This is a genomic window from Spirillospora sp. CA-108201 (genome assembly GCF_050936235.1).
Lineage (GTDB): Bacteria > Actinomycetota > Actinomycetes > Streptosporangiales > Streptosporangiaceae > Spirillospora.
Window position 1 is genome coordinate 3,305,219 of the sequence record NZ_JBNJNE010000001.1, and the last position, 25,150, is coordinate 3,330,368.

The 25,150-nt window shown below is 73.8% G+C and carries 23 protein-coding genes; 11 read left to right on the forward strand and 12 right to left on the reverse strand.

The genetic code is table 11. From position 1 onward, the window contains the following. Positions 1-20 precede the first annotated feature (20 nt). Both secD and ACQEU6_RS16105 read right to left on the reverse strand, forming a co-directional pair. The gene (gene secD / locus ACQEU6_RS16100; RefSeq protein WP_499332760.1) at positions 21-2,291 is read right to left on the reverse strand and encodes a protein translocase subunit SecD; all 2,271 of its coding nucleotides are present in this window, start codon (positions 2,289-2,291) and stop codon (positions 21-23) included. Next, entirely contained in the window at positions 2,288-2,794 is a 507-nt protein-coding gene (locus ACQEU6_RS16105) for a hypothetical protein (protein ID WP_499332763.1), read from the reverse strand. The genes secD and ACQEU6_RS16105 overlap by 4 nt, the downstream gene beginning before the upstream one ends. Before the next feature lie 298 nt (positions 2,795-3,092). Between ACQEU6_RS16105 and ACQEU6_RS16110 the strand changes: the two genes are divergently transcribed. Beyond that, entirely contained in the window at positions 3,093-3,770 is a 678-nt protein-coding gene (locus ACQEU6_RS16110) for a hypothetical protein (protein ID WP_499332765.1), read from the forward strand. Positions 3,771-3,898: 128 nt separating this feature from the next. On the opposite strand, the gene ACQEU6_RS16115 is transcribed toward ACQEU6_RS16110, so the two are convergent. The 3 genes from ACQEU6_RS16115 to ACQEU6_RS16125 all read right to left on the reverse strand — a co-directional run bounded on the left by ACQEU6_RS16115 (position 3,899) and on the right by ACQEU6_RS16125 (position 7,269). Beyond that, positions 3,899-5,287, reverse strand: coding sequence for a glycine--tRNA ligase (locus tag ACQEU6_RS16115; protein ID WP_499332766.1), 1,389 nt, complete (start codon positions 5,285-5,287; stop codon positions 3,899-3,901). Between the two features lie 168 nt (positions 5,288-5,455). Beyond that, positions 5,456-6,841 (reverse strand): DUF1906 domain-containing protein, encoded by a 1,386-nt coding sequence (locus ACQEU6_RS16120; protein ID WP_499332768.1) that lies wholly within the window; start codon positions 6,839-6,841, stop codon positions 5,456-5,458. Positions 6,842-6,984: 143 nt separating this feature from the next. After that, positions 6,985-7,269 carry an antibiotic biosynthesis monooxygenase family protein gene (locus tag ACQEU6_RS16125; protein ID WP_499332770.1) on the reverse strand — a complete coding sequence of 95 codons (285 nt, stop codon included), beginning with the start codon at positions 7,267-7,269 and terminating at the stop codon, positions 6,985-6,987. A gap of 28 nt (positions 7,270-7,297) precedes the next feature. On the opposite strand from ACQEU6_RS16125, the gene ACQEU6_RS16130 reads away from it, so the two are divergent. The 7 genes from ACQEU6_RS16130 to ACQEU6_RS16160 all read left to right on the forward strand — a co-directional run bounded on the left by ACQEU6_RS16130 (position 7,298) and on the right by ACQEU6_RS16160 (position 12,938). After that, positions 7,298-7,606, forward strand: a complete 309-nt coding sequence (locus ACQEU6_RS16130; protein WP_499332771.1) for a DUF6703 family protein — start codon at positions 7,298-7,300, stop codon at positions 7,604-7,606. 32 nt (positions 7,607-7,638) lie between these two features. Beyond that, on the forward strand, positions 7,639-8,586 hold the full coding sequence (locus ACQEU6_RS16135; RefSeq protein ID WP_499332774.1) for a metal ABC transporter substrate-binding protein: 948 nt from the start codon (positions 7,639-7,641) through the stop codon (positions 8,584-8,586). Next, positions 8,583-9,299 carry a metal ABC transporter ATP-binding protein gene (locus ACQEU6_RS16140; RefSeq protein ID WP_499332776.1) on the forward strand — a complete coding sequence of 239 codons (717 nt, stop codon included), beginning with the start codon at positions 8,583-8,585 and terminating at the stop codon, positions 9,297-9,299. Before ACQEU6_RS16135 ends, ACQEU6_RS16140 begins: the two co-directional genes overlap by 4 nt. Next, positions 9,296-10,198 (forward strand): metal ABC transporter permease, encoded by a 903-nt coding sequence (locus tag ACQEU6_RS16145; protein ID WP_499332778.1) that lies wholly within the window; start codon positions 9,296-9,298, stop codon positions 10,196-10,198. Before ACQEU6_RS16140 ends, ACQEU6_RS16145 begins: the two co-directional genes overlap by 4 nt. Further along, positions 10,195-10,581 carry a Fur family transcriptional regulator gene (locus tag ACQEU6_RS16150; RefSeq protein WP_499332779.1) on the forward strand — a complete coding sequence of 129 codons (387 nt, stop codon included), beginning with the start codon at positions 10,195-10,197 and terminating at the stop codon, positions 10,579-10,581. The genes ACQEU6_RS16145 and ACQEU6_RS16150 overlap by 4 nt, the downstream gene beginning before the upstream one ends. Positions 10,582-10,791: 210 nt before the next feature. After that, entirely contained in the window at positions 10,792-12,420 is a 1,629-nt protein-coding gene (locus ACQEU6_RS16155) for a M4 family metallopeptidase (RefSeq protein ID WP_499332781.1), read from the forward strand. A gap of 92 nt (positions 12,421-12,512) precedes the next feature. Then, complete coding sequence (locus ACQEU6_RS16160) at positions 12,513-12,938, forward strand: OsmC family protein (protein ID WP_499332783.1); 426 nt, start codon at positions 12,513-12,515, stop codon at positions 12,936-12,938. A 302-nt stretch (positions 12,939-13,240) separates the two neighbouring features. Here ACQEU6_RS16160 and ACQEU6_RS16165 read toward each other — a convergent pair whose 3' ends face one another. After that, on the reverse strand, positions 13,241-14,053 hold the full coding sequence (locus ACQEU6_RS16165) for an isoprenyl transferase (RefSeq protein WP_499332784.1): 813 nt from the start codon (positions 14,051-14,053) through the stop codon (positions 13,241-13,243). Then, entirely contained in the window at positions 14,050-14,814 is a 765-nt protein-coding gene (gene recO / locus ACQEU6_RS16170) for a DNA repair protein RecO (RefSeq protein WP_499332786.1), read from the reverse strand. Before recO ends, ACQEU6_RS16165 begins: the two co-directional genes overlap by 4 nt. 183 nt (positions 14,815-14,997) lie before the next feature. On the opposite strand from recO, the gene ACQEU6_RS16175 reads away from it, so the two are divergent. Both ACQEU6_RS16175 and ACQEU6_RS16180 read left to right on the forward strand, forming a co-directional pair. Then, entirely contained in the window at positions 14,998-16,044 is a 1,047-nt protein-coding gene (locus ACQEU6_RS16175; RefSeq protein WP_499332788.1) for a M4 family metallopeptidase, read from the forward strand. After that, positions 16,041-16,292, forward strand: a complete 252-nt coding sequence (locus ACQEU6_RS16180) for a protealysin inhibitor emfourin (protein WP_185023279.1) — start codon at positions 16,041-16,043, stop codon at positions 16,290-16,292. Before ACQEU6_RS16175 ends, ACQEU6_RS16180 begins: the two co-directional genes overlap by 4 nt. A gap of 56 nt (positions 16,293-16,348) precedes the next feature. On the opposite strand, the gene leuA is transcribed toward ACQEU6_RS16180, so the two are convergent. The 3 genes from leuA to ACQEU6_RS16195 form a co-directional block, all read right to left on the reverse strand. After that, positions 16,349-18,076 carry a 2-isopropylmalate synthase gene (gene leuA / locus ACQEU6_RS16185; RefSeq protein WP_499332790.1) on the reverse strand — a complete coding sequence of 576 codons (1,728 nt, stop codon included), beginning with the start codon at positions 18,074-18,076 and terminating at the stop codon, positions 16,349-16,351. 209 nt (positions 18,077-18,285) lie between these two features. Continuing rightward, positions 18,286-19,056, reverse strand: a complete 771-nt coding sequence (gene ddaH / locus ACQEU6_RS16190; RefSeq protein WP_499332792.1) for a dimethylargininase — start codon at positions 19,054-19,056, stop codon at positions 18,286-18,288. Position 19,057: 1 nt separating this feature from the next. Next, positions 19,058-19,669 (reverse strand): hypothetical protein, encoded by a 612-nt coding sequence (locus ACQEU6_RS16195; protein WP_499332794.1) that lies wholly within the window; start codon positions 19,667-19,669, stop codon positions 19,058-19,060. 100 nt (positions 19,670-19,769) lie between these two features. On the opposite strand from ACQEU6_RS16195, the gene ACQEU6_RS16200 reads away from it, so the two are divergent. Further along, a complete protein-coding gene (locus ACQEU6_RS16200; RefSeq protein WP_499332797.1) occupies positions 19,770-20,591 on the forward strand; it encodes a hypothetical protein in 822 nt (273 codons plus the stop codon). Here the strand turns inward: ACQEU6_RS16200 and era are convergent. Then, the gene (era, locus tag ACQEU6_RS16205) at positions 20,582-21,472 is read right to left on the reverse strand and encodes a GTPase Era (RefSeq protein WP_499332798.1); all 891 of its coding nucleotides are present in this window, start codon (positions 21,470-21,472) and stop codon (positions 20,582-20,584) included. The two genes, ACQEU6_RS16200 and era, sit on opposite strands and share 10 nt — an antisense overlap. A 322-nt stretch (positions 21,473-21,794) precedes the next feature. Beyond that, positions 21,795-25,136 (reverse strand): ATP-binding protein, encoded by a 3,342-nt coding sequence (locus ACQEU6_RS16210; protein ID WP_499332800.1) that lies wholly within the window; start codon positions 25,134-25,136, stop codon positions 21,795-21,797. Between the last annotated feature and the right edge of the window lie 14 nt (positions 25,137-25,150).

Below are 25,150 nucleotides of genomic sequence, written 5' to 3' on the forward strand. Positions count from 1 at the left end.
GGCGGCGGCGGTTCGGCGGGTCAGACGACGGCGCCCGAGTTGCCGGGGGTGCGGCGGGGCGGTCCGGTCTTCTGCCTGCGCTGGGGCGGCGGGGTCTTGGTGCGGCGCTCCAGGACGACCGCCAGCGGTGTCGCGGTGAAGACGCTGGAGTAGGTGCCGACGACGATGCCGATCAGGAGCGCGATGGCGAAGTCCGTCAGGGAGTCGCCGCCGAGCACGGCCAGCGCCGCCAGGATGAACAGGGCGCCCATGCCGGTGTTGATCGTCCGCGGGACGGTCTGCAGCGTGCCCCGGTTCGCGATGTCGGCGAACCGCCCCTTGGGGTTCGCGGTCCACATCTCCCGGACGCGGTCGAACACGACGACCGAGTCGTTGACCGAGTAGCCGATGATCGTGAGCAGCGCGGCGAGGAAGACGCCGTCGACCGGTTTGCCCAGCCAGGCGAAGATCCCGGTGACGATCGCGATGTCGTGGAACATGGCGAGCACCGAGCCCGCCGCGAACGTCCAGCGGAACCGGATCGTCAGGTAGGCGAGCTGGGCCAGCAGGGCCACGCCGAGGGCGATGAGGGCCTTGGTCCGCAGCTCGTCGCCGAGGGAGGGGCCGATCAGCTCGTCGCGCTGCTTGGCGGCGCCGCCGCCCTCCTTCGCGAGGGCGTCCTGGATGCGTTTCTCCTCCGCGTTGCTCAGGTCCGACGTCCGGACCGAGATGTCGTCCTTGCCCGAGGTCTGGACGACGGCGCGCGGGAACCCGGCGTCGGCGACGGCGGCGCGGGCGGTGTCGATGTCGACGTGCCTGGAGGTGGAGTACTCGACCAGGCGGCCGCCGGTGAACTCCACGCCGAAGTTCAGGCCGCGGGCGAAGATCCCGGTGACGGCGAGGACGACGGCGAGGGCGGAGACGCCGAGCCACAGGCGGCTGCGCTTCATCAGGTCGGGGCCGCTGTCCTCCAGCCACCGCCGGAGGCGTCCCGCTCCGCCGATGCCGCCCGCCCTGCCCTTGCTGAGCCGGGGCATGCGCGCGGCGGCGGCGTCGGTGAGGACCCGGCTCAGCAGCATCGCGGAGACGAGGGAGCCCAGCACGCCGATGATCAGAGTGACGCCGAAGCCCCTGACCGGCCCGGAGGCCAGGAAGAACAGCAGGCCGGCGGCCAGCACGGTGGTGGCGGCGGAGTCGGCGATCGCCGACCACGCCTTGTTGAACCCGACGGCCAGCGCGGTGCGGGCGCTGCGGCCCGGCGCCGCCGCGCGCTCCTCTCTCGCGCGTTCGAAGGCCAGCACGTTGGCGTCGATCGCCATGCCGATGGCCAGGACGAACCCGGCGAGCCCCGGCAGCGTCAGGGTGGCCCCGACCGCGACGAGGGCGCCGTAGGAGATCAGCGCGTACCCGGCGAGCGCGACCGTGGCGAGCAGGCCCGCGAGCCGGTACACGGCCACGATGAACAGGCCGGTGAGGACGATGCCGATGACGGCGGCGCGGGCGCTGGCGTCGATCGCCTCGTCGCCGAGCGTCGGGCCGACCACCCGCTGCTCGATGATCTTCACGGGGACGGGCAGCGAGCCGCCCTGGATCAGCGCCGCGAGGTCCTTGGCCTCGGTGGGGCCGAAGTCCCCGGTGATCTGGGTGGAGCCGCCGGCGATACCGACCCCGCAGGCGACGCTCTCGGTGACCTGCGGCGAGGAGATCACCTTGCCGTCCAGCACGATGGCGACGCGGCGCTCGTCTCCGGCCGCGCAGGCGGCCTTGGCGGTGAGCCGCTCCCAGGTCGCGCCCCCGCCGCCCTTGAACCGGACGTCGACGGCCCAGCCGCCGAGGTTCTGCGGGTCGTAGGAGGCGCTCGCCGAGCCGATCCCGGCGCCGGTGAGCGCGGCGGGGCCGATCAGGATCTGCCGCCCGCTCTCGTCGGGGATCAGCTGCTGCCCCGCCGCCGGCGCGCCGGCGGCGGGCAGTACCGGATGGGCGGTGAGCTGCGCGGTCTTGCCGATGGCCGCGGCGGCGCGGGTCGGGTCCTGGACGTCCGGCAGCTCGACGATCAGCCGCCGGTCCCCGGACCGGGTGATGGACGACTCGGCGACCCCGAGCGCGTCGACGCGCCGGTGCAGCACCTCGCGGGCGCGGTCGGTGGACTCCCGGTCGGCCTTCACGGCCGGGGAGTCCTGGGTCTCCAGGACGATCTGGGTGCCGCCGCGGAGGTCGAGGCCGAGGCGGGCGGGTTTGGAATAGGCGAAGTAGAACGATGTGGCGAGCACGGCGAACGCCAGTACCGCCCGCACCACGTTGGCGCGAGTCAAGGGAAACCTCCACGCAGGGGTTTCGGCGCCGCACGTCGGCGTGCGGCACCGGGGACGGAGAGCTCAGATCCCTGTGGAGGCGGGCGGGGCGCGCCCGCGCGGGGCGCCCCTCGGCGCGACGTCGGGCGCGGCGTGCGCGGCGGCGGCCCGGACGGGGCGTCCGGACGGCGGCCGGACCCCGGCGCCGGGCTCGGGGGCGTCGCGTGCTCGGGGTGGGCGTACGGCGCCGCGGCCCCCGCGGCGTGGAGGACGGCGGCGACGGCGGTCTGCGTCCGCCCGGCCGCGCGCGTCGTGGTGGCGGTCCGGGTGCGGGCGGGCCCCTGGTGCGCCGCCCCGATCCGGACGCCGGAGACGGTGCCGACGGAGGAGGCGCCGCCCTGCGCCCCACCGGCGGTCAGCGCGCTCGCGCCGACGGGGCCGGCGACGAAGCCGAGGAGGCCGAGGACGACGACGAGCAGCCGCGCGGCGGGGCGCCGGAAGGCGGGATGGAGCGTCTCGCCCATTCCGCCCTCCTCCCCCGGTCTCCGGCGGGTCGCCCGCCCGTTCCCGCCAACCTAGCCCACGTTCGCGCGGCCGGAGCCGCCGTCCGGGGCTCAGCAGGGGTTTCGCGCGAAGGCCGGTGCGTCAAGGCGGGCGGGCGTGACAAAGACCTGGCCCGTCCCCGGCCGTACGGGCTTACCAGCAGACACTGGCGAGTGTCCCGATCCGGCCACGCCGCGGGCGGCCGCCCGCCATTGCCCGCGCCATTTATGCGAATTACTTTCGCGTATGCCCACCCCGAACCGGACAGAGGAGTCTCCGGTGGCACGAATCAGACAGACCGCGATCGTCGGGACCGCCGCACTGGCCGTCCTCGCCGCGGGGGTCGCCCCCGCGTACGCCGCGGGCACGACCATCCGCAGGGGCTCGGCCGCGGCCGCGGCCTACTCCGGCAACGTGCAGGCGTCGCTGCTCGGCACCGCGACGGTCAGCAGCTCGCTCGGCAGCGGCTCCTGCAGCCAGTCGACGATGACCGGCTCCATCAACTCCGACGGCAGCGCGTTGAACGTCGCTTCCGCGACCTTCACCGGCGCCGGCGGCGGCGCGTGCAGCGGCAGCACCAGCGCGACGATCACCTCGCAGAACCTGCCGTGGACGGGCGGCAACGTCACCTTCGACGCCGCGCACACCGGCGGCCGGGACGCCACCGTCACGATCGCCAACTTCAAGGTGAAGGCCGTGATCAACCTCCTCGGCGGCGTCACCTGCGTGTTCGGCGGCAACCTCACCGCCAACGGCTACAACGGCAACAACGCCTCGCGCCCCGTCACCAGCAGCAGCGAGGCGCAGGTCGGCGTGCAGAACGCCACGGTCAGCAAGCAGTCGGGCAGCAGCTTCCTCTGCCCGTCCACCGCCAGCGTCACCGCCACGTACGCGCTGCGCGGCGAGACCACCGCCGGGTCCGGCACCTTCAACCAGTCCCTCTACGTCACGAGCTGACCGGAGGCCGGAACGGAGCTCCCGAGGAGGCGGTGAGACCTCCCACGACGTGCTCCCGGAAACGGACGGGCCGCCCCCCGCGCGGGGCGGCCCGTCACGTCGTCACCCGGGCGCGGCCCGGAGCCGGGTCAGCAGCCGACGAGCTGCGCGGCGAGGAACGACTCGACCTGGCTGAGCGCGATGCGCTCCTGGCTCATCGAGTCGCGCTCCCGGACGGTCACCGCGTCGTCCTCCAGGGTGTCGAAGTCCACGGTGACGCAGAACGGGGTGCCGATCTCGTCCTGGCGGCGGTAGCGGCGGCCGATGGCGCCGGCGTCGTCGAAGTCGACGTTCCAGTTGCGGCGCAGCTGCGCGGCGAGGTCGCGGGCCTTCGGGGACAGGTCGGTGTTGCGCGACAGCGGCAGCACCGCGACCTTGACCGGGGCGAGCCGCCGGTCGAGCCGCATGACGGCGCGCTTCTCCAGCTTGCCCTTGGCGTTCGGCGCCTCGTCCTCGGCGTAGGCGTCCATCATGAAGGTGAGCGTGCAGCGGTCGACGCCCGCCGCGGGCTCGATCACGTAGGGGGTGAACCGCTCGCCGGACTCCTGGTCGAAGAACGACAGGTCGGCGCCGGACGCCTTCGAGTGCGTCGTCAGGTCGTAGTCGGTGCGGTTGGCGATGCCCTCCAGCTCGCCCCACTCGCTGCCGACGAAGTCGAAGCGGTACTCCACGTCGACGGTGCGCTTGGAGTAGTGCGACAGCTTCTCCTGCGGGTGCTCGAAGAGCCGCAGGTTCTCCTTGCGGATGCCGAGGTCGACGTACCACTGCATGCGCTCGTCGATCCAGTACTGGTGCCATTCCTCGTCGCTGCCGGGCTTGACGAAGAACTCCATCTCCATCTGCTCGAACTCGCGGGTCCGGAAGATGAAGTTGCCGGGCGTGATCTCGTTGCGGAACGACTTGCCGACCTGGCCGATGCCGAACGGCACCTTGCGGCGCGCCGACTGCTGGACGTTCAGGTAGTTGATGAAGATGCCCTGCGCCGTCTCGGGGCGCAGGTAGGCCAGGCCCGACTCGTCCTCGACGGGGCCGAGGTAGGTCTTGAGCAGGCCGTTGAACATCTTCGGCTCGGTGAACGAGCCCTTCACGCCGCAGTTCGGGCACGAGATGTCGGCGAGGCCGTTCGCGGGCGGGCGGCCGTGCTTCTCCTCGTAGGCCTCCTCCAGGTGGTCGGCCCGGAAGCGCTTGTGGCAGGACTGGCACTCGGTGAGCGGGTCGACGAACGCCTGGACGTGGCCGCTGGCCTCCCAGACCTCGCGCGCCAGGATGACGCACGAGTCGAGGCCGACGACGTCGTCGCGGCCCTGGACCATCGACTTCCACCACTGGCGCTTGACGTTGTTCTTCAGCTCGACGCCGAGGGGGCCGTAGTCCCAGGAGGCGCGGAGACCGCCGTAGATCTCGCTCGACGGGTAGACCAGGCCCCGCCGCTTGGCGAGGTTGACGATCGTGTCCAGCACATCGGAACGGCGTGCCATGAAAGATTCTCCATCCGGCTGGCGGTCGGCGGGAACAGTGAGTGCGCCCCGGTCCCGCGGCGACGGCGGGCGGCGGCGAGTGTGATCCCCGGTGATGTGCTCCGGCGCGGTCACCGCCGCCGCCGGAGGGTGCCCCCAGCTTAGGGCACGGGGCCCCCTGAGCAGGAACTAGTAAACGCGCCCGTCGGCGACGTCGCCGTCGATGTTCAGGGTCACCCCGCCGTGCGTCTCCCGGTGGCCGCCTCGGTACTGCTTGACGCGGCGGTGGGGCGACCACCACGTGTCGGACAGGAACGGGTCGCCGTACACCTCGGCCCGGCCGTCCCAGTTGGCGAACCAGACGCAGGAGGGCTTGCTGATCGAGGACCGGCCCACGTCGCGGATGCCGGACTTGGCGCTGCTGTAGAGGCACGGCTTGTAGCCCTCGGTCTTCAGCCGGTCGACCCAGTTGTCGACGAACCGGAGGACGGCGGCCCGGCAGGCGCCCTTCTTGTGGTCGTAGGCCTCCATGTCGTAGTAGAGCGGCTTGCCCGCCGGGATGCCGAGCGCCCTGGCCCTGCGGGCCGCGTCCGCGGCGGCCCGGGCGCCCTGCCGGGAGGCGTTCCCGGCGGTGAAGCGCTGCGGCCGGTTGCCGCACGGGGCCTGGAGTCCCACGTAGGTGGCGGTGAGGCGGTAGCCCATCGCGCGCACCTGCCGCACCCACGACGCGGTGAGGTTCGGCTGGGCGCATCCGCGCGCCGATCCGCCGATGTAGATGTTGGTGACCTTGAACGAGGGCCGCCAGGCCCTCATGGTCGCCAGGGACGGGGCCGTGCAGGTGTCGAACCCCCTGCCGCGCGCCCACGAGCGCTCCAGCGCCGTTCCGTGGCCCGCCGACGGGCTCTCGCCGTCGGTCGGCACCGGGCCCCCGCTGGGCGCCGCGGAGGGCGCGGTCGCCGCGGTGGTCGCGGAGGGCACGGTGGTCGCGGGGGGCACGGTGGTCGCCAGCCGGCGGACGTCCGGCCTGGGCGGCGCGGCGGTCCACCGGCCGGACAGCCGGGTGCCCCGCAGGAGGCGCTGGAGCAGCCCCGGGTCCGTGCCGTAGACGCCGGTGATCGTGACCCCGGCCTCGGGGAGGGTGAGGCGCGTCTCGTGGTCGGCGGTCCGCGGCACGGTCAGCGAGGCGAGCTTGTCGGCGTGCACGACGGTCCGGGCGATCCGCCCGTTCCCCGCGGGCTGGATGTGGACGGCCTCGGTGCGGCCGACGGCGCGGGCCGGGCAGTCCGGCTGCGGGCCGGGGCGGCCGAGGTAGACCGCGTGCCGGTCGTAGCGGACGCACAGGGACGGATGCCGGTCGAGGCGGTGCACCCGCCAGCCTGCCGGGACCGGGACGCGCAGCCCCCGGTACTCCACCACGCGGCCGTGCGGGCTCCCCGCGCTCCCGTCCGGCCCGCTCAGGGAGAACGTGGCCGCCTGGTGGGGCGCGGGCCGCGCGGGGGCCGTCCCGGCGACGGTGAGGGCGGCGGCGACGGCCGCCGCCCCGGACGACACGCTGAACAGGACGGCATGGCGCATCACAGCTCCCCCGCAGGCCACGGCATGATCATGTGCCGCAAGGATGACCCTGGCGGAGGCACCGAAACCGGGAGGGGTCGCTTCTTGACCGCCGATTGCCCGCATTCTGACCGGGCCCGCCGGGAGACGGCCCGGTCGGCCGCTCAGGCGGAGGAGACCACCTCGTAGGCGCCGGGCTCGTCCACGGCGAGGGCGGCCAGCGGCATGAAGCGGAGCCGCACCTCGTAGGCGCCGAGCGCGCGGCGGTAGTGCCCGGCGCCGTCCCACTCGGTCACCAGGGCCCACAGGCCGGGGTCGTCGACGGTGCGGGCGAGGCGGCCGGAGCGGAATCCGGTGCTCGCGGCGAGGGCCTCCAGCACCGCGGTCATGCTCTCGGCGAAGCCGCCGGACTCCTCGTCCGGCACCCGGTAGCGGGTTATCGCGATCATCCGTCCATCCTGGCAGTACGTTGGGCCTGTGGAGACGAGAGGTGAGCGCGCGACGGGGCTGCGGGCGGCCGTCGAGCGGCGCAGCGCGGCGCCGGTGGTGTTCCTGCACCGGATGCCGCGGTGGGTCCTGCTCGCCGCCGTGTTCGCGCTGCTGGTGGTCGGCATGGCCGGAAGCGGCTGGGTGGCCGCGGCCGGACTGCTGGTGCTCGCCGCCGCGCTCGGCTGGTTCGCCTACCTGAACTGGCCCTCGCTGGACGGCTCGGGAAGGGTTCTGCGCCTCGCCGCGTTGGCCGTCCTGGTGGGATTCGCCCTGGGGCGCGGCATCGGTCGGTTTTGACAACCGTTTTCATCTTCGTCCATAATCGCGAGGTGCCCCCTCTCCGCGCAGCCCTGCGAACCGCGCCGGCGGCGCTCGCCCTGGCCGGGCTCGCGGCGGGCCTGACGGCCTGCGCCGACGCGGGCGCGGACGTCCCGCCCGGCCGGACCGCGGTGGTCGCGTCCTTCTACCCGATGGCCTGGCTCGCGGAGAAGGTGGGCGGCGGCGACGTGTCCGTCCGGACGCTCACCCGGCCCGGAACCGAGCCGCACGACCTGGAGCTGACGGCGCGGCAGGTCGCGAACGTCCAGGACGCCGACTACGCCGTCTACGTCAAGGGCGTCCAGCCCGCCGTGGACGACGCGGTCCGCAAGCACGCGAAGGGCCGGTCGCTCGACGCCGCCGGCCTCGTGCCGAAGCTTCCCCCGCCCGGCGAGACCGACGACGAGGAAGCCCACGACGGCATGCGGCACCGCGAGGCGTCCTACGACCCGCACATCTGGCTCGACCCGAACCGGATGGCGACCGTGGCCGCCGCGCTGGGCGAACGGCTGGCCGCCGCCGACCCCCGCCGCGCCGCCGGCTACCGGGAGCGCGCCAAGGCCGCCGCGCGGGAACTGGCCGGCCTCGACCGCGAGTTCCAGGACGGCCTCCGCTCCTGCGCGCGCCGGGAGATCGTGACCGCGCACGCCGCGTTCGGGTACCTCGCGGACCGCTACCGCCTCCGGCAGATCCCGGTCGCGGGCGTGGACCCGTCCGGCGAGCCGTCCCCGAAACGGCTGGCGGGCCTGGCCCGGCTCGTCTCCTCCACCGGCGCGACGACGGTCTTCACCGAGACCCTGGCCAGCTCGAAGGTCGCCGCCGCCCTGGCGCGGGAGGCGGGCGTGCGGACGGCCGTCCTCGACCCCGCCGAGGGCGTGGCGGACGGCGCGGGCGGCGACTACATGACGATCATGCGAGAGAACCTGCGGACCCTGCGGCCCGCGCTGGAGTGCTCATGAACGAGACCACCGCCCCGCCGCTGGAGATGACCGGCGGCCTCGTCCGGCGGGACGGCCGCGCGGTGCTCGCCGGGATCGACCTGCGGGTGGCGGCCGGGGACGTGCTCGCCGTCCTCGGGCCGAACGGGGCGGGCAAGTCCACGCTCGTCAAGGCGCTGCTCGGGCTCGTCCCGCTGGCCGCCGGCCGGACGGAGATCTACGGCGAGCCGCCCGCGCGGTTCCGCGACTGGCGGCGGATCGGGTACGTGCCGCAGCGGCTGCCGATGGGCGGCGGCGTCCCGGCGACGGTCCGCGAGGTCGTGGCGTCCGGCCGGGTGGCCCGGCGGTCGCGCTGGCGGCCCGCGCCGCTCGGCGACCGGGCGGCCGACCGCGCCGCCGTCGACCGCGCCCTGGAGACGGTCGGTCTCGCCGGGCGGGCCCGCGACTCGGCGCACCTGCTGTCGGGCGGCCAGCAGCAGCGGGTGCTGATCGCCCGCGCCCTCGCCGGCGAGCCCGACGCGTTCGTGATGGACGAGCCGACCGCCGGCGTGGACGCGGGCAGCCAGGCGGCGCTCGCGTCGGCGCTGCACGAGCTGGCCCGCGCCGGGCGGACGGTCGTCCTCGTCGCGCACGAGCTCGGGCCGATGGAGCCGCTCGTCACCCGCACGGTCGAACTCGGGCACGGCCGCGTCGTCCGCGAGACCGCCCCGCAGTCCCTCGGGAGGCCCGCGTGATCGAGATGCTCCAGTACGACTTCATGCGCGTCGCCCTGGCGATGGCGGTGCTCATCGGGCTGACCGCCCCCGCCGTGGGGACGTTCGTCGTCCAGCGCAGGCTGTCGCTGCTCGGCGACGGCATCGGCCACATCGCGCTGACCGGCATCGGGCTGGGGCTGCTCACCAGCACCTCCCCCGTCCTCGGCGCGCTGGTGGTGTCGGTGCTCGGCGCCGTCGCGATCGAGGTCCTGCGGGCGCGCAGCCGCAGCGGGGCGGACGCCGTGCTCGCCCTGCTGTTCTACGGCGGGCTGGCGGGCGGGGTCATCCTGACGAGCATCGACGGCGGCGGCTCGGCGGGCCTGCAGTCCTACCTGTTCGGCTCGATCAGCAGCGTGACGGTGAACGACCTGTACGTCGTCGCGGGGCTCGCCGCGGTCGTGCTGGCGATCGTCGCGGTGTTCGGCCGCGAGCTGTTCCTGCTCTGCCAGGACGAGGAGGTCGCGCGGGCGGCCGGGCTGCCCGTCCGGTTCCTCAGCGTGCTGATCGCCGCGACCGCCGCGGTCACGGTGGTGATCTCGATGCGCGCGATCGGGCTGCTGCTCGTCAGCGCGCTGATGGTCGTCCCGGTCGCGGCGGCGCAGCAGCTCACGCGGGGATTCTGGAGCACCATGCTGGCCGCGATGGGGATCGGTGTACTGTCGGCCGTGGCGGGCCTGGCGGGTTCCTTCCAGTACGATCTTCCCCCGGGCCCCTCGATCGTGTTGCTGGCGCTCGCGGTGTTCGTCGCCGCGGTCGCCGGGGGCTCGGTGGTGCGCCGCAGGCGCTCCCGCGCCGCGGCCGGAGCCGTCGCCGCGGGAGGCGCCGGGCCCGGCGCCCCGCCGCGCGTGGATGCCGAGGCGGAGGTGCTGAGGGGATGACGACGGCCCGCCGGGACGCGGTACGGCAGGTGCTGGCCGGCTGCGAGGGGTTCCGCAGCGCCCAGGACATCTACGCCGACCTGCGCGCCGACGGCTCCAAGATCGGCCTCACCACCGTCTACCGGGCGCTGCAGGCCCTCAGCGACGCGGGCGAGGTCGACGTGCTGCGCACCGACGAGGGCGAGGCCGTGTACCGCGCCTGCCGCACCGAGCAGCACCACCACCACCTGGTCTGCCGCGACTGCGGCCGGACGGTCGAGGTGGAGGGCCCGGCCGTGGAGCGCTGGGCCGACACGATCGCCGCCGAGCACGGCTTCGTCGAGATCACCCACACCGTCGAGGTCTTCGGGACGTGCGCGAACTGCGCCGCCAAGCCGTCCTGAGGCCCCGAAACCCTCCGCGCCCGCGCGCCCGCCGCACCGAAGCCGCCGCTGAACTCAGACAAGGCCGGTAATTCACACGCTCCGTAGGCGTTTCTTGTCAAATTGCTATATCTACTTCCCAGTAGCCCTATGTCATAAATATCCCCGTCGCCACGGCGGGCCCGACGGAGGGTCTTCGGGGGAGCGTGGCGCCCGCACGAGAGGGCGTTCATGACAAGACGGGCGTTCACCAGCCGAAGGATCACGCTCCTGGCCTCGGCGACGCTGCTCGCGTCGGCCGCCACCGCGCTCCCCGCCTCCGCGCGGCAGCCGGCGTCCCCGCCGACTCCGCGCGCCGCCGCCGAGCACGCGCTCCGGGCGCTCGCCGCCCGCGGCGCCGAGGTGCGCGGCGCCGAGGTGCGCGGCGGCGACGGGCAGGCGTTCCAGGTGGTCGGGGTCGGCATCGACCGCGACGGCACCTCGCACACCCGCATGACCCGCACCTACAACGGCCTCCCCGTCCTGGGCGGCGACATCGTCGTCCACGAGACGGGCGCCGGCGCGTGGAAGGGCACCAGCCTCACCCTCGCCAAGGCTCCGTCCGACTCCAGCCCGGAGGTCTCCGCCAAGACCGCCCAGAAGCGCGCCGCCACCAAGAGCCGCAAGGCCGACGGCTCCCCCGCGCTCGTCGTGGAGTCCCGCACCGCCGACCACGCCCCTCGCCTCGCCTGGCGCGTCCAGACCGTCGGGAAGAAGGCGGACGGGACGCCCAGCCGCGTCTTCACCTCCGTGGACGCGGCGACCGGCAAGGTGCTGCTGAGCGAGGAGACCGTCAAGACCGAGGCGGGCGACGGCAAGTCGCTCTACACCGGGACGGTCCCGCTCCAGACGACGCTGTCCGGCAGCACCTACCAGCTGAAGGACCCGACGCGCGGCAACACCTACACCGGCGACGCCCAGAACGACACCGACCTCTGCTTCCTCAGCTGGTGCTTCCACCGGGCGCCCGCCACGCTGTTCACCGACGCCGACAACCACTGGGGCAGCGGCACCACGTCCGACCGCGCCACCGTCGCCGTGGACGCCCAGTTCGGCACCAACGAGACCTGGGACTTCTACAAGAACGTCTTCGGCCGCACCGGCATCGCGGGCGACGGCAAGGGCTCCTACAACCGCGTCCACTACGGCAGCGGCTACGCCAACGCCTTCTGGGACGACTCGTGCTTCTGCATGACCTACGGCGACGGCGACGGCAGCCAGCTCGGCCCGCTCACGTCCCTGGACGTGGCCGCGCACGAGATGAGCCACGGCGTCACCAGCTCCACCGCGAACCTCACCTACAGCGGGGAGTCCGGCGGGCTGAACGAGGCGACGTCCGACATCATGGCCGCCGCCGTCGAGTTCTACGCGAACAACTCCGGCGACGTCGGCGACTACCTGGTGGGCGAGGAGGTCGTCCTGCCCGGCTTCGGCAAGGCCGCGCTGCGCTTCATGGACAAGCCCAGCAAGGACGGCAGCTCGGCCGACTCCTGGTCGACCGGCACCAAGAACCTCGACGTGCACTACTCCTCGGGCGTCGCCAACCACTTCTACTACCTGCTGTCCGAGGGCAGCGGCGCGAAGACGATCAACGGCGTCTCCTACAACAGCCCCACGTCCAACGGCTCCACGATCACCGGCATCGGCCGGGACGCCGCCACGAAGATCTGGTACCGGGCGCTGACCACCTACATGACGTCCTCGACCAACTACGCGGGCGCGCGCACCGCGACGCTGAACGCGGCCAAGGACCTCTACGGCGCGGGCAGCCCCCAGTACAACACCGTGGCCGCGGCCTGGTCCGCGGTGAACGTCAGCTAGCACCGTCTCCGAAGGAGGAACGCCCCGCCGGCGCGGGGCGTTCCCCGCGGTTCGGGTGATCCACCGGTCGCGCCATGGTGAAGAATCGGGGCATGGCTACGACACGCACCGCGAACGCGCATTGGGAAGGTTCTCTCCTGGAGGGCCAGGGGACCGTCTCGCTGGACTCCTCGAAGCTCGGCACCTACGACGTGACCTGGGCGTCGCGGGCGCAGGAGCCGGACGGCCGGACGAGCCCCGAGGAGCTCATCGCCGCCGCGCACTCCACCTGCTACTCGATGGCGCTCTCCCACGGCCTCGCCGGCGCCGGCACCCCGCCGGAGAAGGTGGACACCAAGGCCGAGGTCACCTTCCAGCCGGGCGAGGGCATCACCGGCATCCACCTGACCGTCCGGGCCAGCGTCCCCGGCCTGTCCGCCGCCGACTTCGAGAAGGCCGCCCAGACCGCCAAGGAGGGCTGCCCGGTGAGCAAGGCCCTGACCGGCACCAAGATCACCCTAGACGCAAGCCTGGTCTAAGGCAGTGCCCTCCTCCTTCGGGCCTTGAAGGCCCTCCATCGTCGCGCGCTGCGTGCGATCGCTGCATCGCTCCGACTCGCCTGGCGGCTCGCTGCGCGATCAGTTTCTTGCTTCGCTCGAAACTGCCTTCGGACGCGATCGCGACCGTTGAGGTCGTCGCGGGGTTGCGGCGGTGGCTGGGCTTGGTGGTCTCGTTGCCCGGATGGGCCCGATGAGAGTGGTCTCACGCCAGCGATCACACGCGGTGGGGGTGGGGCGGGCGCCTCAGGGCGCCCGCCCCACCCCCACCGCAACAAACGAACTCAGGCGCCGCCGGGCGCAGGCGCCTGACCCAGAGGAACCGCATTGGGCACAGCCCCGCCGTACCTGCGGTCGCGCGACGCGTAGAGTTCGCAGGCGTGCCAGAGGTGGCGGCGGTCGAAGTCGGGCCAGAGCGTGTCGAGGAACACCATCTCCGCGTAGGCCGACTGCCAGATCAGGAAGTTGGACGTGCGCTGCTCCCCGGAAGAGCGCAGGAACAGGTCGACGTCGGGGATGCCGGGCTCGTCGAGGTAGCGGGCGAAGACCTTCTCGTTGATCTTGCCGGGGTCGAGGCGGCCGGCCTGGACGTCCCGGGCGATGGCCGCGGCGGCGTCGGCGATCTCGGCGCGGCCCCCGTAGTTCACGCAGAACTGGAGGGTGAGGACGTCGTTGTCGCGCGTCATCTCCTCGGCCGTCTCCAGCTCCTTGATGACGCTGCGCCAGAGCCGGGGGCGCCGGCCCGCCCAGCGCACCCGCACGCCCATCGAGTGGAGCTGGTCGCGGCGGCGGCGGATCACGTCCCGGTTGAAGCCCATGAGGAAGCGCACCTCGTCAGGCGAGCGCTTCCAGTTCTCGGTGGAGAACGCGTACGCCGACAGGTAGGGGACGCCGAGCTCGATCGCGCCCATGATCACGTCGAAGAGCGAGTCCTCTCCGCGCTTGTGCCCCTCGGTGCGCGGCAGGCCGCGCTCCTTCGCCCAGCGGCCGTTGCCGTCCATGACGATGGCGATGTGCCGCGGTACCAGGTCCGCGGGGATCGGGGGCGGGGTGGCGCCGTCCCGGTGCGGATCCGGAGGCGATACGGCCCTGCTCAAACTCTCTCCCTGTCGGTGTCGTCGTCGCGCGTCTCGCGCTCCACATGGCGCAGGGAACGGATCCCGTGCTCCAGATGCCACTGCAGATAGGCGGCCACCAGGCCGCTGGTCTCCGTCCGGTGGCGCTGCTCGCTGCCGTCCGCGTACTCCCAGTCGCCGCGCAGCAGCGCCAGCATCAGCGCGAACGTCGGCGGCGCCGGGGTCGCGGCGCCCGCCTGGCGGCAGCCGGCGCACACCGCGCCGCCCGCCGCGATGGCGAACCCGCGCAGCCCGCCGCGGGTGCCGCACCGGCAGCACTCGTCGAGCGCGGGCGCCCAGCCCGCGACCGACAGCGAGCGCAGCAGGTAGGCGTCCAGGACGAGCCGGGGGTCGTGGGCGCGCTCGGCGAGCGTGCGCAGCCCGCCGACCAGCAGCAGGAACTGCCGCAGCGCGGGCTCGCCCTCCTCGCTGGTGAGCTTCTCCGCGGTCTCCAGCATCGCCGTCCCCGCCGTGTAGCGGGGGTAGTCGGTGACCAGCGCCTCCCCGTACGGGCGCAGCGTCTCGGCCTGGGTGATCAGGTCGAGGGAGCGCCGCTCGTACAGCTGCAGGTCGACGTGCGTGAACGGTTCCAGCCGCGCGCCGAACCTGGACCTGGTCTTGCGGACCCCCTTCGCCGCGGCGCGGATCCGGCCGGTCCGCCGGGTCAGCACCGTCACGATGCGATCGGCCTCGCCCAGCTTCTGGGTGCGCAGGACGATGCCTTCGTCGCGGTACAGGGTCACCCGTTCATTCTGACGCACGCCGCCCGATGCCTCGGTGCGCCGGGGTCATCTCCCCAGGATCTTCACAAGTCACACCGGCGACCCCGCTGCGCCGCGGGACGAACACACAACGTGACCGGATTCGGCCGTAGCGGTCCCCCGAAAGTCATGGCTGGAAGCACGGGCACCTGGCAGCGTTGGGGCATGAGATGCCACATCGTGCCACCGCACATGCTGGAGCGGATCGCCCGCGATGCCGAGGACCCGGCCATACGCGGCAGGGCGCGCCGAACGCTGGCGCTCACCTCCGCCCAGTTCACCGAGCGGCGGACGGCCGCGGCCGGGGCCCCCTCCCCGTCCGAGGACTTCGTCCCCAACCGGACGATCAACGACGCCGGGCACCGCGAGGACCTGCCCGGCCGCACCGTGCGCGCGGAAGGGGCGCCGGCCACCGGCGACGCGACCGCCGACCGGGCCTACGACTGGCTGGGAACGACCTTCGACTTCTTCGAGGCCGTGTACCGGCGCGACTCGATCGACGGGGCCGGCCTTCCGCTGGTCTCGACCGTCCACTACGGCGACAAGTACGACAACGCCTTCTGGAACGGCGAGCAGATGGTGTACGGGGACGGCGACGGCGTCCTGTTCACCGACTTCACCGCCCCGCTCGACGTCACCGGGCACGAGCTCGTCCACGGCGTCACCCAGTACACCGCGAACCTGGAGTACTACGGCCAGTCCGGCGCGCTCAACGAGTCGGTGTCCGACGTGTTCGGCTCGCTCGTCAAGCAATGGCATCTCGGCCAGGGCGCCGACCGTGCCGACTGGCTCATCGGGCAGGGCCTGCTCGCCCCGGGCGTCAACGGCGTCGCGCTCCGCTCCATGAAGGAGCCCGGCACCGCCTACGACGACCCGCAGCTCGGCAAGGACCCGCAGCCCGGCCACATGGATGACTATGTCGACACGTATCGCGACAACGGGGGCGTCCATATCAACTCGGGCATCCCCAACCACGCCTTCTACCTCGTCGCCACCGGCATCGGCGGCAACGCGTGGGAGAAGGCGGGCCGCGTCTGGTACGAGACGCTCACGGGCGGCTCCCTCGCCTCCGACGTCGGCTTCGCCGGCTTCGCCGCCGCGACCGTCCAGGCCGCGACCGCGCTGTACGGGGCCGAGGCCGTCGAGACCAAGGCCGTGAGCCGTGCCTGGATGGGGGTAGGTGTCTCCTTGGAGGCGAACGAGACGCAGTGAAAGTGACAGTCGTCCGCAGCGGGGGGTTTGCGGGAATCGAACGGCGCGCCGAGTCCGACAGCGCCAGCGATCCCATGCTGTCGAGGCTCGTCGGCCGCGTCGATCTGAAGAGCGTGCCGCCGCCGGGCCGAATCCCTGACCAGTTCCTGTACGAAATCGACATCGACGGCGACCGGACCACCGTCGGTGAGGCCCAGCTCCACGGTCCCCTTCGAGAACTGGTCCACCACGTCCTCGGTCGCATCTGACCGCCCGTCTCGGGTTCAGGAGCCGGGGGGCGCCTGGACCCGAGACCGCCGGCCGGCTACCGGCCCGGCGCGCGGGCGACCCGGTTGACCGCGGACAGCATCGCCTTGAGCGACGCGGTGACGATGTTGCCGTCGATGCCGACGCCCCACACCGACGTCCCCTCCCCGTCGCCGAACCGCACGTCGCACTCGACGTACGCGGCGGCGCGCGCGTCGCCGCCCGCGCTCATCGCGTGCTCGGCGTAGTCCAGCACCCGGACGTTGATCCCCACCGCGGCGAGCGCGTCCTCGAACGCCGAGACGGGGCCGTTGCCGACGCCCTCGATCTCGCGGATCTCGCCGTCCACGCGGACGTCGCAGCTGAGCGCGTCCTTCTCGTCCACCCGGGACGTCGTGCGGTGCGCCAGCAGCCCGGCGCGCGGGCCGTTGGCGAGGAACTCCGCCTCGAAGATCTCCCACATGCGCTCGGCCGTGACCTCGCCGCCCGCGCTGTCGGTGTGCTCCTGCACGACCCGGGAGAACTCGATCTGGAGCCGGCGCGGCAGCTCCAGCGCGTGCTCGGTCTTCATGACGTAGGCGACGCCGCCCTTGCCGGACTGGCTGTTCACCCGGATCACGGCCTCGTACGTCCGGCCGACGTCGTGCGGGTCGATCGGCAGGTACGGGACCTCCCACCCGTACTGCTCCACCGGCACGCCGGCGGCCTCGGCGTCGCGGCGCAGGTGGTCGAAGCCCTTGTTGATGGCGTCCTGGTGGGAGCCGGAGAACGCGGTGTAGACCAGGTCGCCGCCGTAGGGGTGCCGCTCGTGGACGGGCAGCTGGTTGCAGTACTCGACCGTCCGGCGGATCTCGTCGATGCCGGAGAAGTCGATCTGCGGGTCGACGCCCTGGGTGAACAGGTTCAGGCCGAGGGTGACCAGGCACACGTTGCCGGTGCGCTCGCCGTTGCCGAACAGGCAGCCCTCGATGCGGTCGGCGCCCGCCATGTAGCCGAGCTCGGCGGCGGCGACGGCGGTCCCGCGGTCGTTGTGGGGGTGCAGCGACAGGATGACCGAGTCGCGGTAGGCCAGGTTCCGGCTCATCCACTCGATCTGGTCGGCGTAGACGTTCGGGGTGGCCATCTCCACCGTCGCCGGCAGGTTCACGATGACCTTCCGGTCCGGGGTCGGCCTCCACACGTCGTTGACGGCGTTGCAGACCTCGACGGCGTACTCCAACTCGGTGCCGGTGAACGACTCGGGCGAGTACTGGAAGTAGATCTCGGTGTCGCCCATGTCCTCGGCCAGCTTGGCGCACAGTTTGGCGCCCTCCACCGCGATCGCGGTGATGCCGTCCCTGTCCTGCCCGAAGACCACGCGGCGCTGCAGCGTGCTGGTCGAGTTGTACAGGTGGACGATCGCCCGCCTCGCGCCGCGCACCGCCTCGAAGGTCCGCTCGATGAGCTCGGGGCGGGCCTGCGTCAGCACCTGGACGACGACGTCGCCCGGGATCCGGTCCTCTTCGATGATCTGCCGGACGAAGTCGAAGTCGGTCTGGCTGGCCGCCGGGAACCCGACCTCGATCTCCTTGTAGCCCATCCGCACCAGCAGCTCGAACATCTGGAGCTTGCGGTGGGAGTCCATCGGGTCGATCAGCGCCTGGTTGCCGTCGCGCAGGTCGACCGCGCACCATCGCGGCGCCTCGGTGATCACCTGGTCCGGCCAGGTCCGGTCGGCCAGCCTGACGGGCGCGAACGGCTTGTAGCGCTGGAAGGGCATGCCGGAAGTCTGCTGTTGCGGATACATCCGTTGAGTTCTCTCTGCTCGAACCTCGCGGCCGACGTCCACGGCGATGCCCCGCAGCGAGGGAGCCGGCCTGTTACAGGTCCCCGCTGCGGCCGCTAAGGAGGAGCAGCTCACGCAACACGTTCGCCAAGTTAACAGATGCCATCCGCGTTACGGAAACCGACGTCCGGATGCTGAGACGTCCTGCTCGTCCAGCGGTCCCGGCCGGGTCAGGGGACGAGCACGGAAAGGCAGGTCACACAGCCGTCGAGCGCCTCGAACTCGCTGATGTCGACGCTCGTGACGCGCAGCCCGTCGTCGGCGAGCCGGGCGGCGGTGCGGGGCGCCGACGCCGCCATGAGGACGTGGCCGGGCCCGAGGACCACCACGTGGGCGCCCTCCGGTTCGGAGACGACCTGCATGCACGGCAGCACCGAGGTGTCCACCATCTCCGGGACGCCGATCAGGCCGCCGTCCGGCAGCGCGGTCATCGCCGACTTCAGGTGCAGGCAGCCGCGGACGTCCACCGGGACCACCCTGCGGCCGCCCAGCAGGCGCGCGAGCTGGCAGATGCCCTCCTCGTTCGTCCGGGCGCCGCGCCCCACGTAGACGGTGCCGCCGACGTCCAGGACGTCCCCGCCGTCCAGCGTCCCCGGCTCCTCGATCCGCTCGACCCGCAGGCCGAGGTCGCGCGCGGCCTGCTCCACCCCGGCGGTCTCGCCGCGGCGGCTCGGCGCCCCGGACCGGCCGAGGACGGCGAGGCCGCCGCAGACGACGAGCGCGTCCTCGACGAAGACGGCGTCGGGCAGGTCGTCGGCGGGCGCGACGGCGCGGACGCTCCGTCCCGCCGCGCGCAGCGCCGCGACGTACGCCTCGTGCTGGCGCGCGGCGAGGTCCACGTCCACCCGGCGGCGGGCGGCGTGGGTGACGATGCCCTCGGCGAGACGCGGACCGGGCGGCCTGACCAGTGCCCTGCCGGCGGGCGCGGGAGCGACGTCCATGTCAGCGCGCCGCCCCCTCCGTCGTCACGATGACGCCGAGCGCGTAGGCGCGGGACATGCCGAGCAGGTCCGCGATGCGGTGCAGGGCGAGCCGCTCCCCCTCGCCGAGCGGGCCGTCCGCCAGCCCGATCCGGACGGCCTGCGCGAGGAACCACTCCTTGGCCTCGACGGCGAGGTGCGCCCCGGCCCGGGCGACCTCCCGCTCCAGGAACGTCCGGCGCAGCGCGAGGTCGGCGTCCACGGCGTCCGCGTCGTAGTCGGGCTCGCCGTACCCGGTGACCGTCGCGACCGCGCGGGCGCGGGCCGCGGCGTCGGCGGGGTCGCCCGAGCGCAGCACCAGGGCCGCGGCGGCCCGCATCCCGGCGGCGAGGGCCTCGGCCATCTGCTGCGCGGTCGGCGTCCGCAGGGCCGACACGGGGAGGCGGGCGCGGCACGTGCGGCACTCCACGGCCTGCCCGAGGCGCCACAGCGGCACCATCGGGACGAAGAAGACCGAGAACCAGCGGCGTCCGGCGCGCCTGCGATAGGCGCGGTCGCCGCCACACTGCGGGCAGTGGAAGGTCCCCTCGCTGACCGTACGGAACACCGCCGTCAGGCCGAAAACGAGCAACACCGGCGCTCTCCTCCCATAACGGACTCGTTACAACCTACCGACCCGCGGGCGGCGCGGCGGCCCTCCCGGACATTGCCCGCCCTGCGTTTACGCTGGGTTCATGACCGGTGACCTGGGACCCGACGCGGGACGCGCGCGGCCGCGCCCGTCCTTCCTGCCGCCCGTCGACGGGTACCCGCCGCAGCCGGGCGGCCCGGCCGAGACCGTCCCCGCCGAGACCGTCCCCGCCCCCCGGCGAGGCGGCGCCGCCTGGGTCCTCGCCCTGATCGCCGCATCGTCGGGCCTGCTGGTCTCGGCGTTCCTGCCGTGGGCGCGCGCCGAGGTCGTCGTCGACCTGTTCGGCCGGTCGCTGAGCCGCGACCTCGGCAGCGTCGCGGGCATCGACGCCGACGACCTCGTCCTCGCCGTCCCGGTCCTCGCCGTGATCGCGATCGCGCTGGCCGCGTGGGACCTGATCGGGCGCGACGCCCGGATCGGCGCGCTCGCCGCGGTGCCCGGCATGCTCGCCCTGCTGGTGTGCGGCGTCTTCGTCCTGCGGCTCGGCCACGTCCGCGACGACCTGCCCCAGACCGGCCTGGACCTCGGCTACCAGATCACCGTCCGGTTCGGCTGGTACCTCGCGGTCATCGCGGCCCTGCTCGTGGTCGGCTTGAGCCTCGCCCGCCCCGTCAGCGACAAGGTCTCCAGGTCGCAGCGGCAGCCGGACCAGGACCACCCCCAGTACCCCCCGCCGGAGCAGCGGTACGCCGGGCAGCAGTACCCGACGGGCGAGTACGCCGCCTGGCCGTCGGAAGACCAGGCGTGGGGCCGCCAGGACGCCCCGCACGAGGACCCCCCGCCCCCCGGGGACGCCCTGGAGAAGGACGCCGACGGGACGCCCCGGGCACGCGGGCAGGACCCGGAGGACGCCGGTCAGTCGTAGAAGCCGAGCCTGCGAAGCTGCTTGGGGTCGCGCTGCCAGTCCTTGAGGACGCTGACGCGCAGGTCGAGGAACACCTTCGTGCCGAGCAGCGCCTCGATCTGCCGCCGCGCCGCCGCGCCGACCTCCCGCAGCCGCGCGCCCTTGTGCCCGATGATGATCCCCTTCTGGCTGGACCGCTCGACGAACAGGTGCGCGTAGACGTCGACGAGGTCGTCGCGGCCCTCGCGGGGCGCCATCTCGTCCACGACGACGGCGATCGAGTGGGGCAGCTCGTCCCGCACCCCCTCCAGCGACGCCTCCCGGATCAGCTCCCCCACCAGGACCTGCTCGGGCTCGTCGGTGAGGTCGCCCTCCGGGTACAGCGGCATCCCCTCCGGCAGGTGGCCGATCAGCAGGTCGCCGACGAGGCCGACCTGGAAGCCGCTCTCGGCCGAGCACGGCACGATGTCGGCGAACTCCCCGAGCCGCCCGACCGCGAGGAGCTGCTCGGCGACCTGCTCGGGCGCGGCGAGATCGGTCTTGGTGACGATCGCGACCACGGGCGTCTTCCTCACCCCCGCCAGCTCCCGGGCGATGTACTTGTCGCCGGGCCCGACCGGCTGGTCGGCGGGCACGCAGAACCCGATCACGTCGACCTCGGTCAGCGTGGACCGCACGAGGCTGTCGAGCCGCTCCCCGAGCAGCGTCCGGGGCTTGTGCAGGCCGGGCGTGTCGACCACGACGAGCTGCGCGTCGGGCCGGTGCACGATCCCCCGGATGGCCCGCCGCGTCGTCTGCGGACGGCTACTGGTGATCGCCACCTTCGTCCCGACCAGCGCGTTCATCAACGTCGACTTGCCCACATTGGGCCGCCCAATGAAACAAGCGAAGCCGGAATTCATGGCCTTTCGCTCCTCCTTCGGGCCTGGCGGCCCTCCATCGTCGAGAAACGCGAGCGATCGCCGGCATCGCTCCGGCTCGCCTTGCGGCTCGCTGCGCGATCAGGTTCTCGCTTCGCTCGAACCTGCCTTCGGACGCGATCGCGACCATGAGGTCGTTGCGTGGTTGCGGCGGTGGCCGGGGTCTGTGCGTCCCTGGGGACGGGTGCGCTTATGACGTCTCTCCTTGTCGGGCCTTGCCCTCAGCGTGCCTTTGGGCGCGCGGGTATCGCAGCCGCGACGGTCGGTGTGGGGTCAGTTTAGTTGGGTCTCAGGGGAGGCGGGGTCATGCCGCGGTGCCGAGGGCCGCCAGGGAGGTGGTGGCCTTCTCCCCCCAGAAGGGGGCGTCGAGGCGGGCGGCGACGTCGGCGGCCGTGCGGTAGTGGGCGGCGGCCACCTCGGCCGGGCGTTCCAGGTAGCGGGCCAGGTCGCCGAGGACCTGCGCGACCGGGCCGACCGTGGCCACGGCGGTGGCGCCGCCGGAGAAGTGGCGCTCATAGGGCAGCAGCGCCGTGTAGGCCTCCTCGGCCAAGGGGCGGTCGCCCAGGGCGACGGCGCGCAGGCCGCGGACCGCCATGGTCAGGTCGAAGAAGTAGTCGAGCCGGACGGGGCCTGCGTCGGCCACCACCCGGCGGGCCTCGGCGGTGCGGCCGGCGGCGGCCAGGGTGAGGGCGTAGATGTCGGCGGTGGCGGCGACGTGCCCCCACTGGCCGTGCAGCCAGGCCGCCTCGTCCATCGCCTCGTCGGCCCGCCCCAGGACGAGCCGCAGGCAGAACGGGCCGAGGAGCGCCATGCCGCGCTCGCTGAACCAGATCCGGGTCCGGCCGATGGAGCCGCCGACCTCGGCGAACGCGCGTTCCGCCTCGTCCGGGCGGGCGGCGAACGCGCGCACCAGGGCCGTGTACCAGTCCGCGATGCGGGCGAGCAGCGGCAGCCCGTACTGCTCGGCGAGCCGGCGCCCCTCCGCGCGGTGCCCTTGCGCGGCGGGCAGGTCGAGCGCGGCGACGCTGGTCTGCTGGAGTTGCAGGTGCGCGAGGACGCGGTAGGTGCCGAGGTCGTGCTCGGTGGCCAGGTCGAGCAGTTCGGAGGCGAACCGGTGCCGCTCGGCGAGCCCTTCCGCACTCCGGTACGCGTTGATGTAGGCGCCGTTGAGGGCGAGAGCGATCAGCTCCGGCGCGCCCAGCGCGCGGGCGAGGCGCAGCGCCGCCCCGGCGGCCGCGGCGCCCCGGTCGTGCTGCTCGCCCTCCGACTCGATCGCCAGCGTGGTCAGCAGCCTGACCCGCAACTCCGGCTCGTCCTCGGGGAGGCGGGCCAGCGCCTCGTCGGTGGCCTCCACGACGGCGAGGTCGAGGGTCCCGTACTCGCGGCTCGTCCACAGCGTGGGGACGTCGAAGCCGACGATGATGCGGGCGAGCAGGCGGACGTCTCCGAGCGCGCGGGCGTCGGCGATGGCGGCGATCCGCCGGGCGCGGGCGTCGACGATCTGCCCCGCGAGGGCGCTCGCCCGGATCGCGGCCGCCTCCGCCTCCAGCCGGTCGCGGGTCCCCTCGGAGCCCTGCGCGCGGAGCGTGTCGACGGCGCGGACCCACAGGTCGGCCGCGGCGCCGTGCGCGTACCGGGCCTCGGCGGCCGCGGCGGCGCGCCGCGCATACCGTACGGCCTTCTCCGGGTCCGTACCGGATTCGAGGTAGTGGTGCGCGATCGCGGCGACCTCGCCCGGGAGGTGGCGCTCCAGCGCGGCGGCGACGCGGCCGTGCACGCGGGTGCGGCGGGCCCGGGACACGCCCGCGTAGAGGGTGTCGCGGACGAGGGCGTGAGCGAAGCGGATCCGGCCGGGCGCGGGCTCGGCGACCAGGCCGGCCGCCAGGCCCGCCTCCACGGCCTCGATCACCGTGTCCTCGTCCCCGGCCAGGTCGGTCAGGACGCGCAGGTCGGCGTCCCGGCCGACGACCGCGGCGTCGCGCAGCACGGTCCGGACCGGTCCCGGCAGCCGCGCGACGCGGCGGCGCAGCACGTCGCCGACGCCGGCGGGGACCCGGCGCGTGGCGGCGGGCAGCCCCTCGGCGTCCAGGAGCCGGGCCGTCTCCCGGGTGAAGAACGGGTTGCCGCCCGTGCGCTCGGCGATCGCGGACAGCTCCGCGTCGTCCAGGCCGGTGGCGCAGGTGTCCCGGACGAGGACCGCGACCTCCGCCGGCGACAGCCCGGCCAGCTCGATCCGCGCGGGCTCGTACCGGGCGAGCGCGGCCAGCGCGGCGGCGAGGCCGCCCGGCACCTCGGTCTGCCGGAAGGTGGCCAGCAGCAGCACGCGGCGGTCCCGCAGCCGCCCGGCGAGCCGGACCAGCAGCGCGAGGGTCTCCTCGTCGGCCCAGTGCAGGTCGTCCAGGACGAGCAGGAGCGGCGCCGTCTCCGCGAGCTCGGCGAGGTAGTCGCCGACGGCCAGGTGGAGCCGGAACCGCCCGGTGACGATGTCGGCGTCGCCGCGCCCGATGACGGAGTCGTCCAGCAGCGGCCCGAGCCGTCCGGCGAGGCCGCCGGCGGGCGGGGCGGCGGCCGCCAGCTCGTGCAGCAGTTCGGCCCAGGGCCAGGCGGCCGGCGCGCCCGGGGTCTCCGGCGCGGTCCCCCAGGCCCGCGTCCAGCCCCGTCCGGCCAGGTCGCGCGACAGCCTCTCGGCGAGGGCGGTCTTGCCCATCCCGGCGTCGCCGCAGACGAGGACGACGCCGCCGCGGCCCGCGGCGGCGCTCTCGGCGGCCTCCTCCAGCCGCGCCAGTTCCTGGGCGCGGCCGACGAAGGCGGGGCCCTCCTCGGGACGGGGCGCGGGCGCGAGGCGCAGCACCGGACGGGACGGCGCCGGCCGTTCCGGCGCCCCGAGCGCGGGCTCCTGCGCCAGGATGTCGCTCTCCAGGCGGCGCAGCGCCGGGCCGGGATCGACGCCGAGCTCCTCGGTCAGGGCCGCGCGGGCGCGCCGCAGCGCGGCGAGGGCGTCGCCCTGCCGCCCCGCGCGGTAGAGCGCGAGGGCCAGCAGCCGCCACGCCTCCTCGCGCAGCGGGTTGGCGGCCGCGTGGGTCTCCAGGTCGGGGACGGCCTCGGCGGCCGCCGCGAGCCGCAGCATGGCCCCGGCCCGGCGCTCGACCGCGAGCCGGCGCCGCTCGTCCAGGCGGGCGGCCTCGGCCGCGGCCCACGGCAGGTCGCCGAACTCGGCGTAGGCGGGCCCGCGCCACTCGGCGAGCGCCGCCTCCGCGCGGCGGCGCGCCTCCCGCGGATCGGCCGCCGCCCGTTCGGCGGCCTCGTCGATCAGCGCGTCGAACCGCCAGGCGTCGACGGCGCCGTCCGGAAGCCGGAGCGCGTACCCCGGCGGCTCGGTGACCAGGACCCGCGCGGGCGTGCGGGGCGGGCGGTCCGGTTCGAGCGCGCGGCGCAGGTGGGACACGAAGGACTGGAGGCCGGCGGCGGCGCGCGGCGGGGCCGTGCCCGCCCACAGGTCGTCGACGAGCCGGTCCGCGGGCACCATCCGGCCCCGCGCGGCGACGAGGCGGGCGAGCACGGAGCGCTGCCGGTGACCGCCGAGGTCGGCGGCGGCTCCCGCCACCTCGGCTCCGAAGGCCCCGAGAACGCGTACGACAGGCGACATGTCCCGATCAGCGT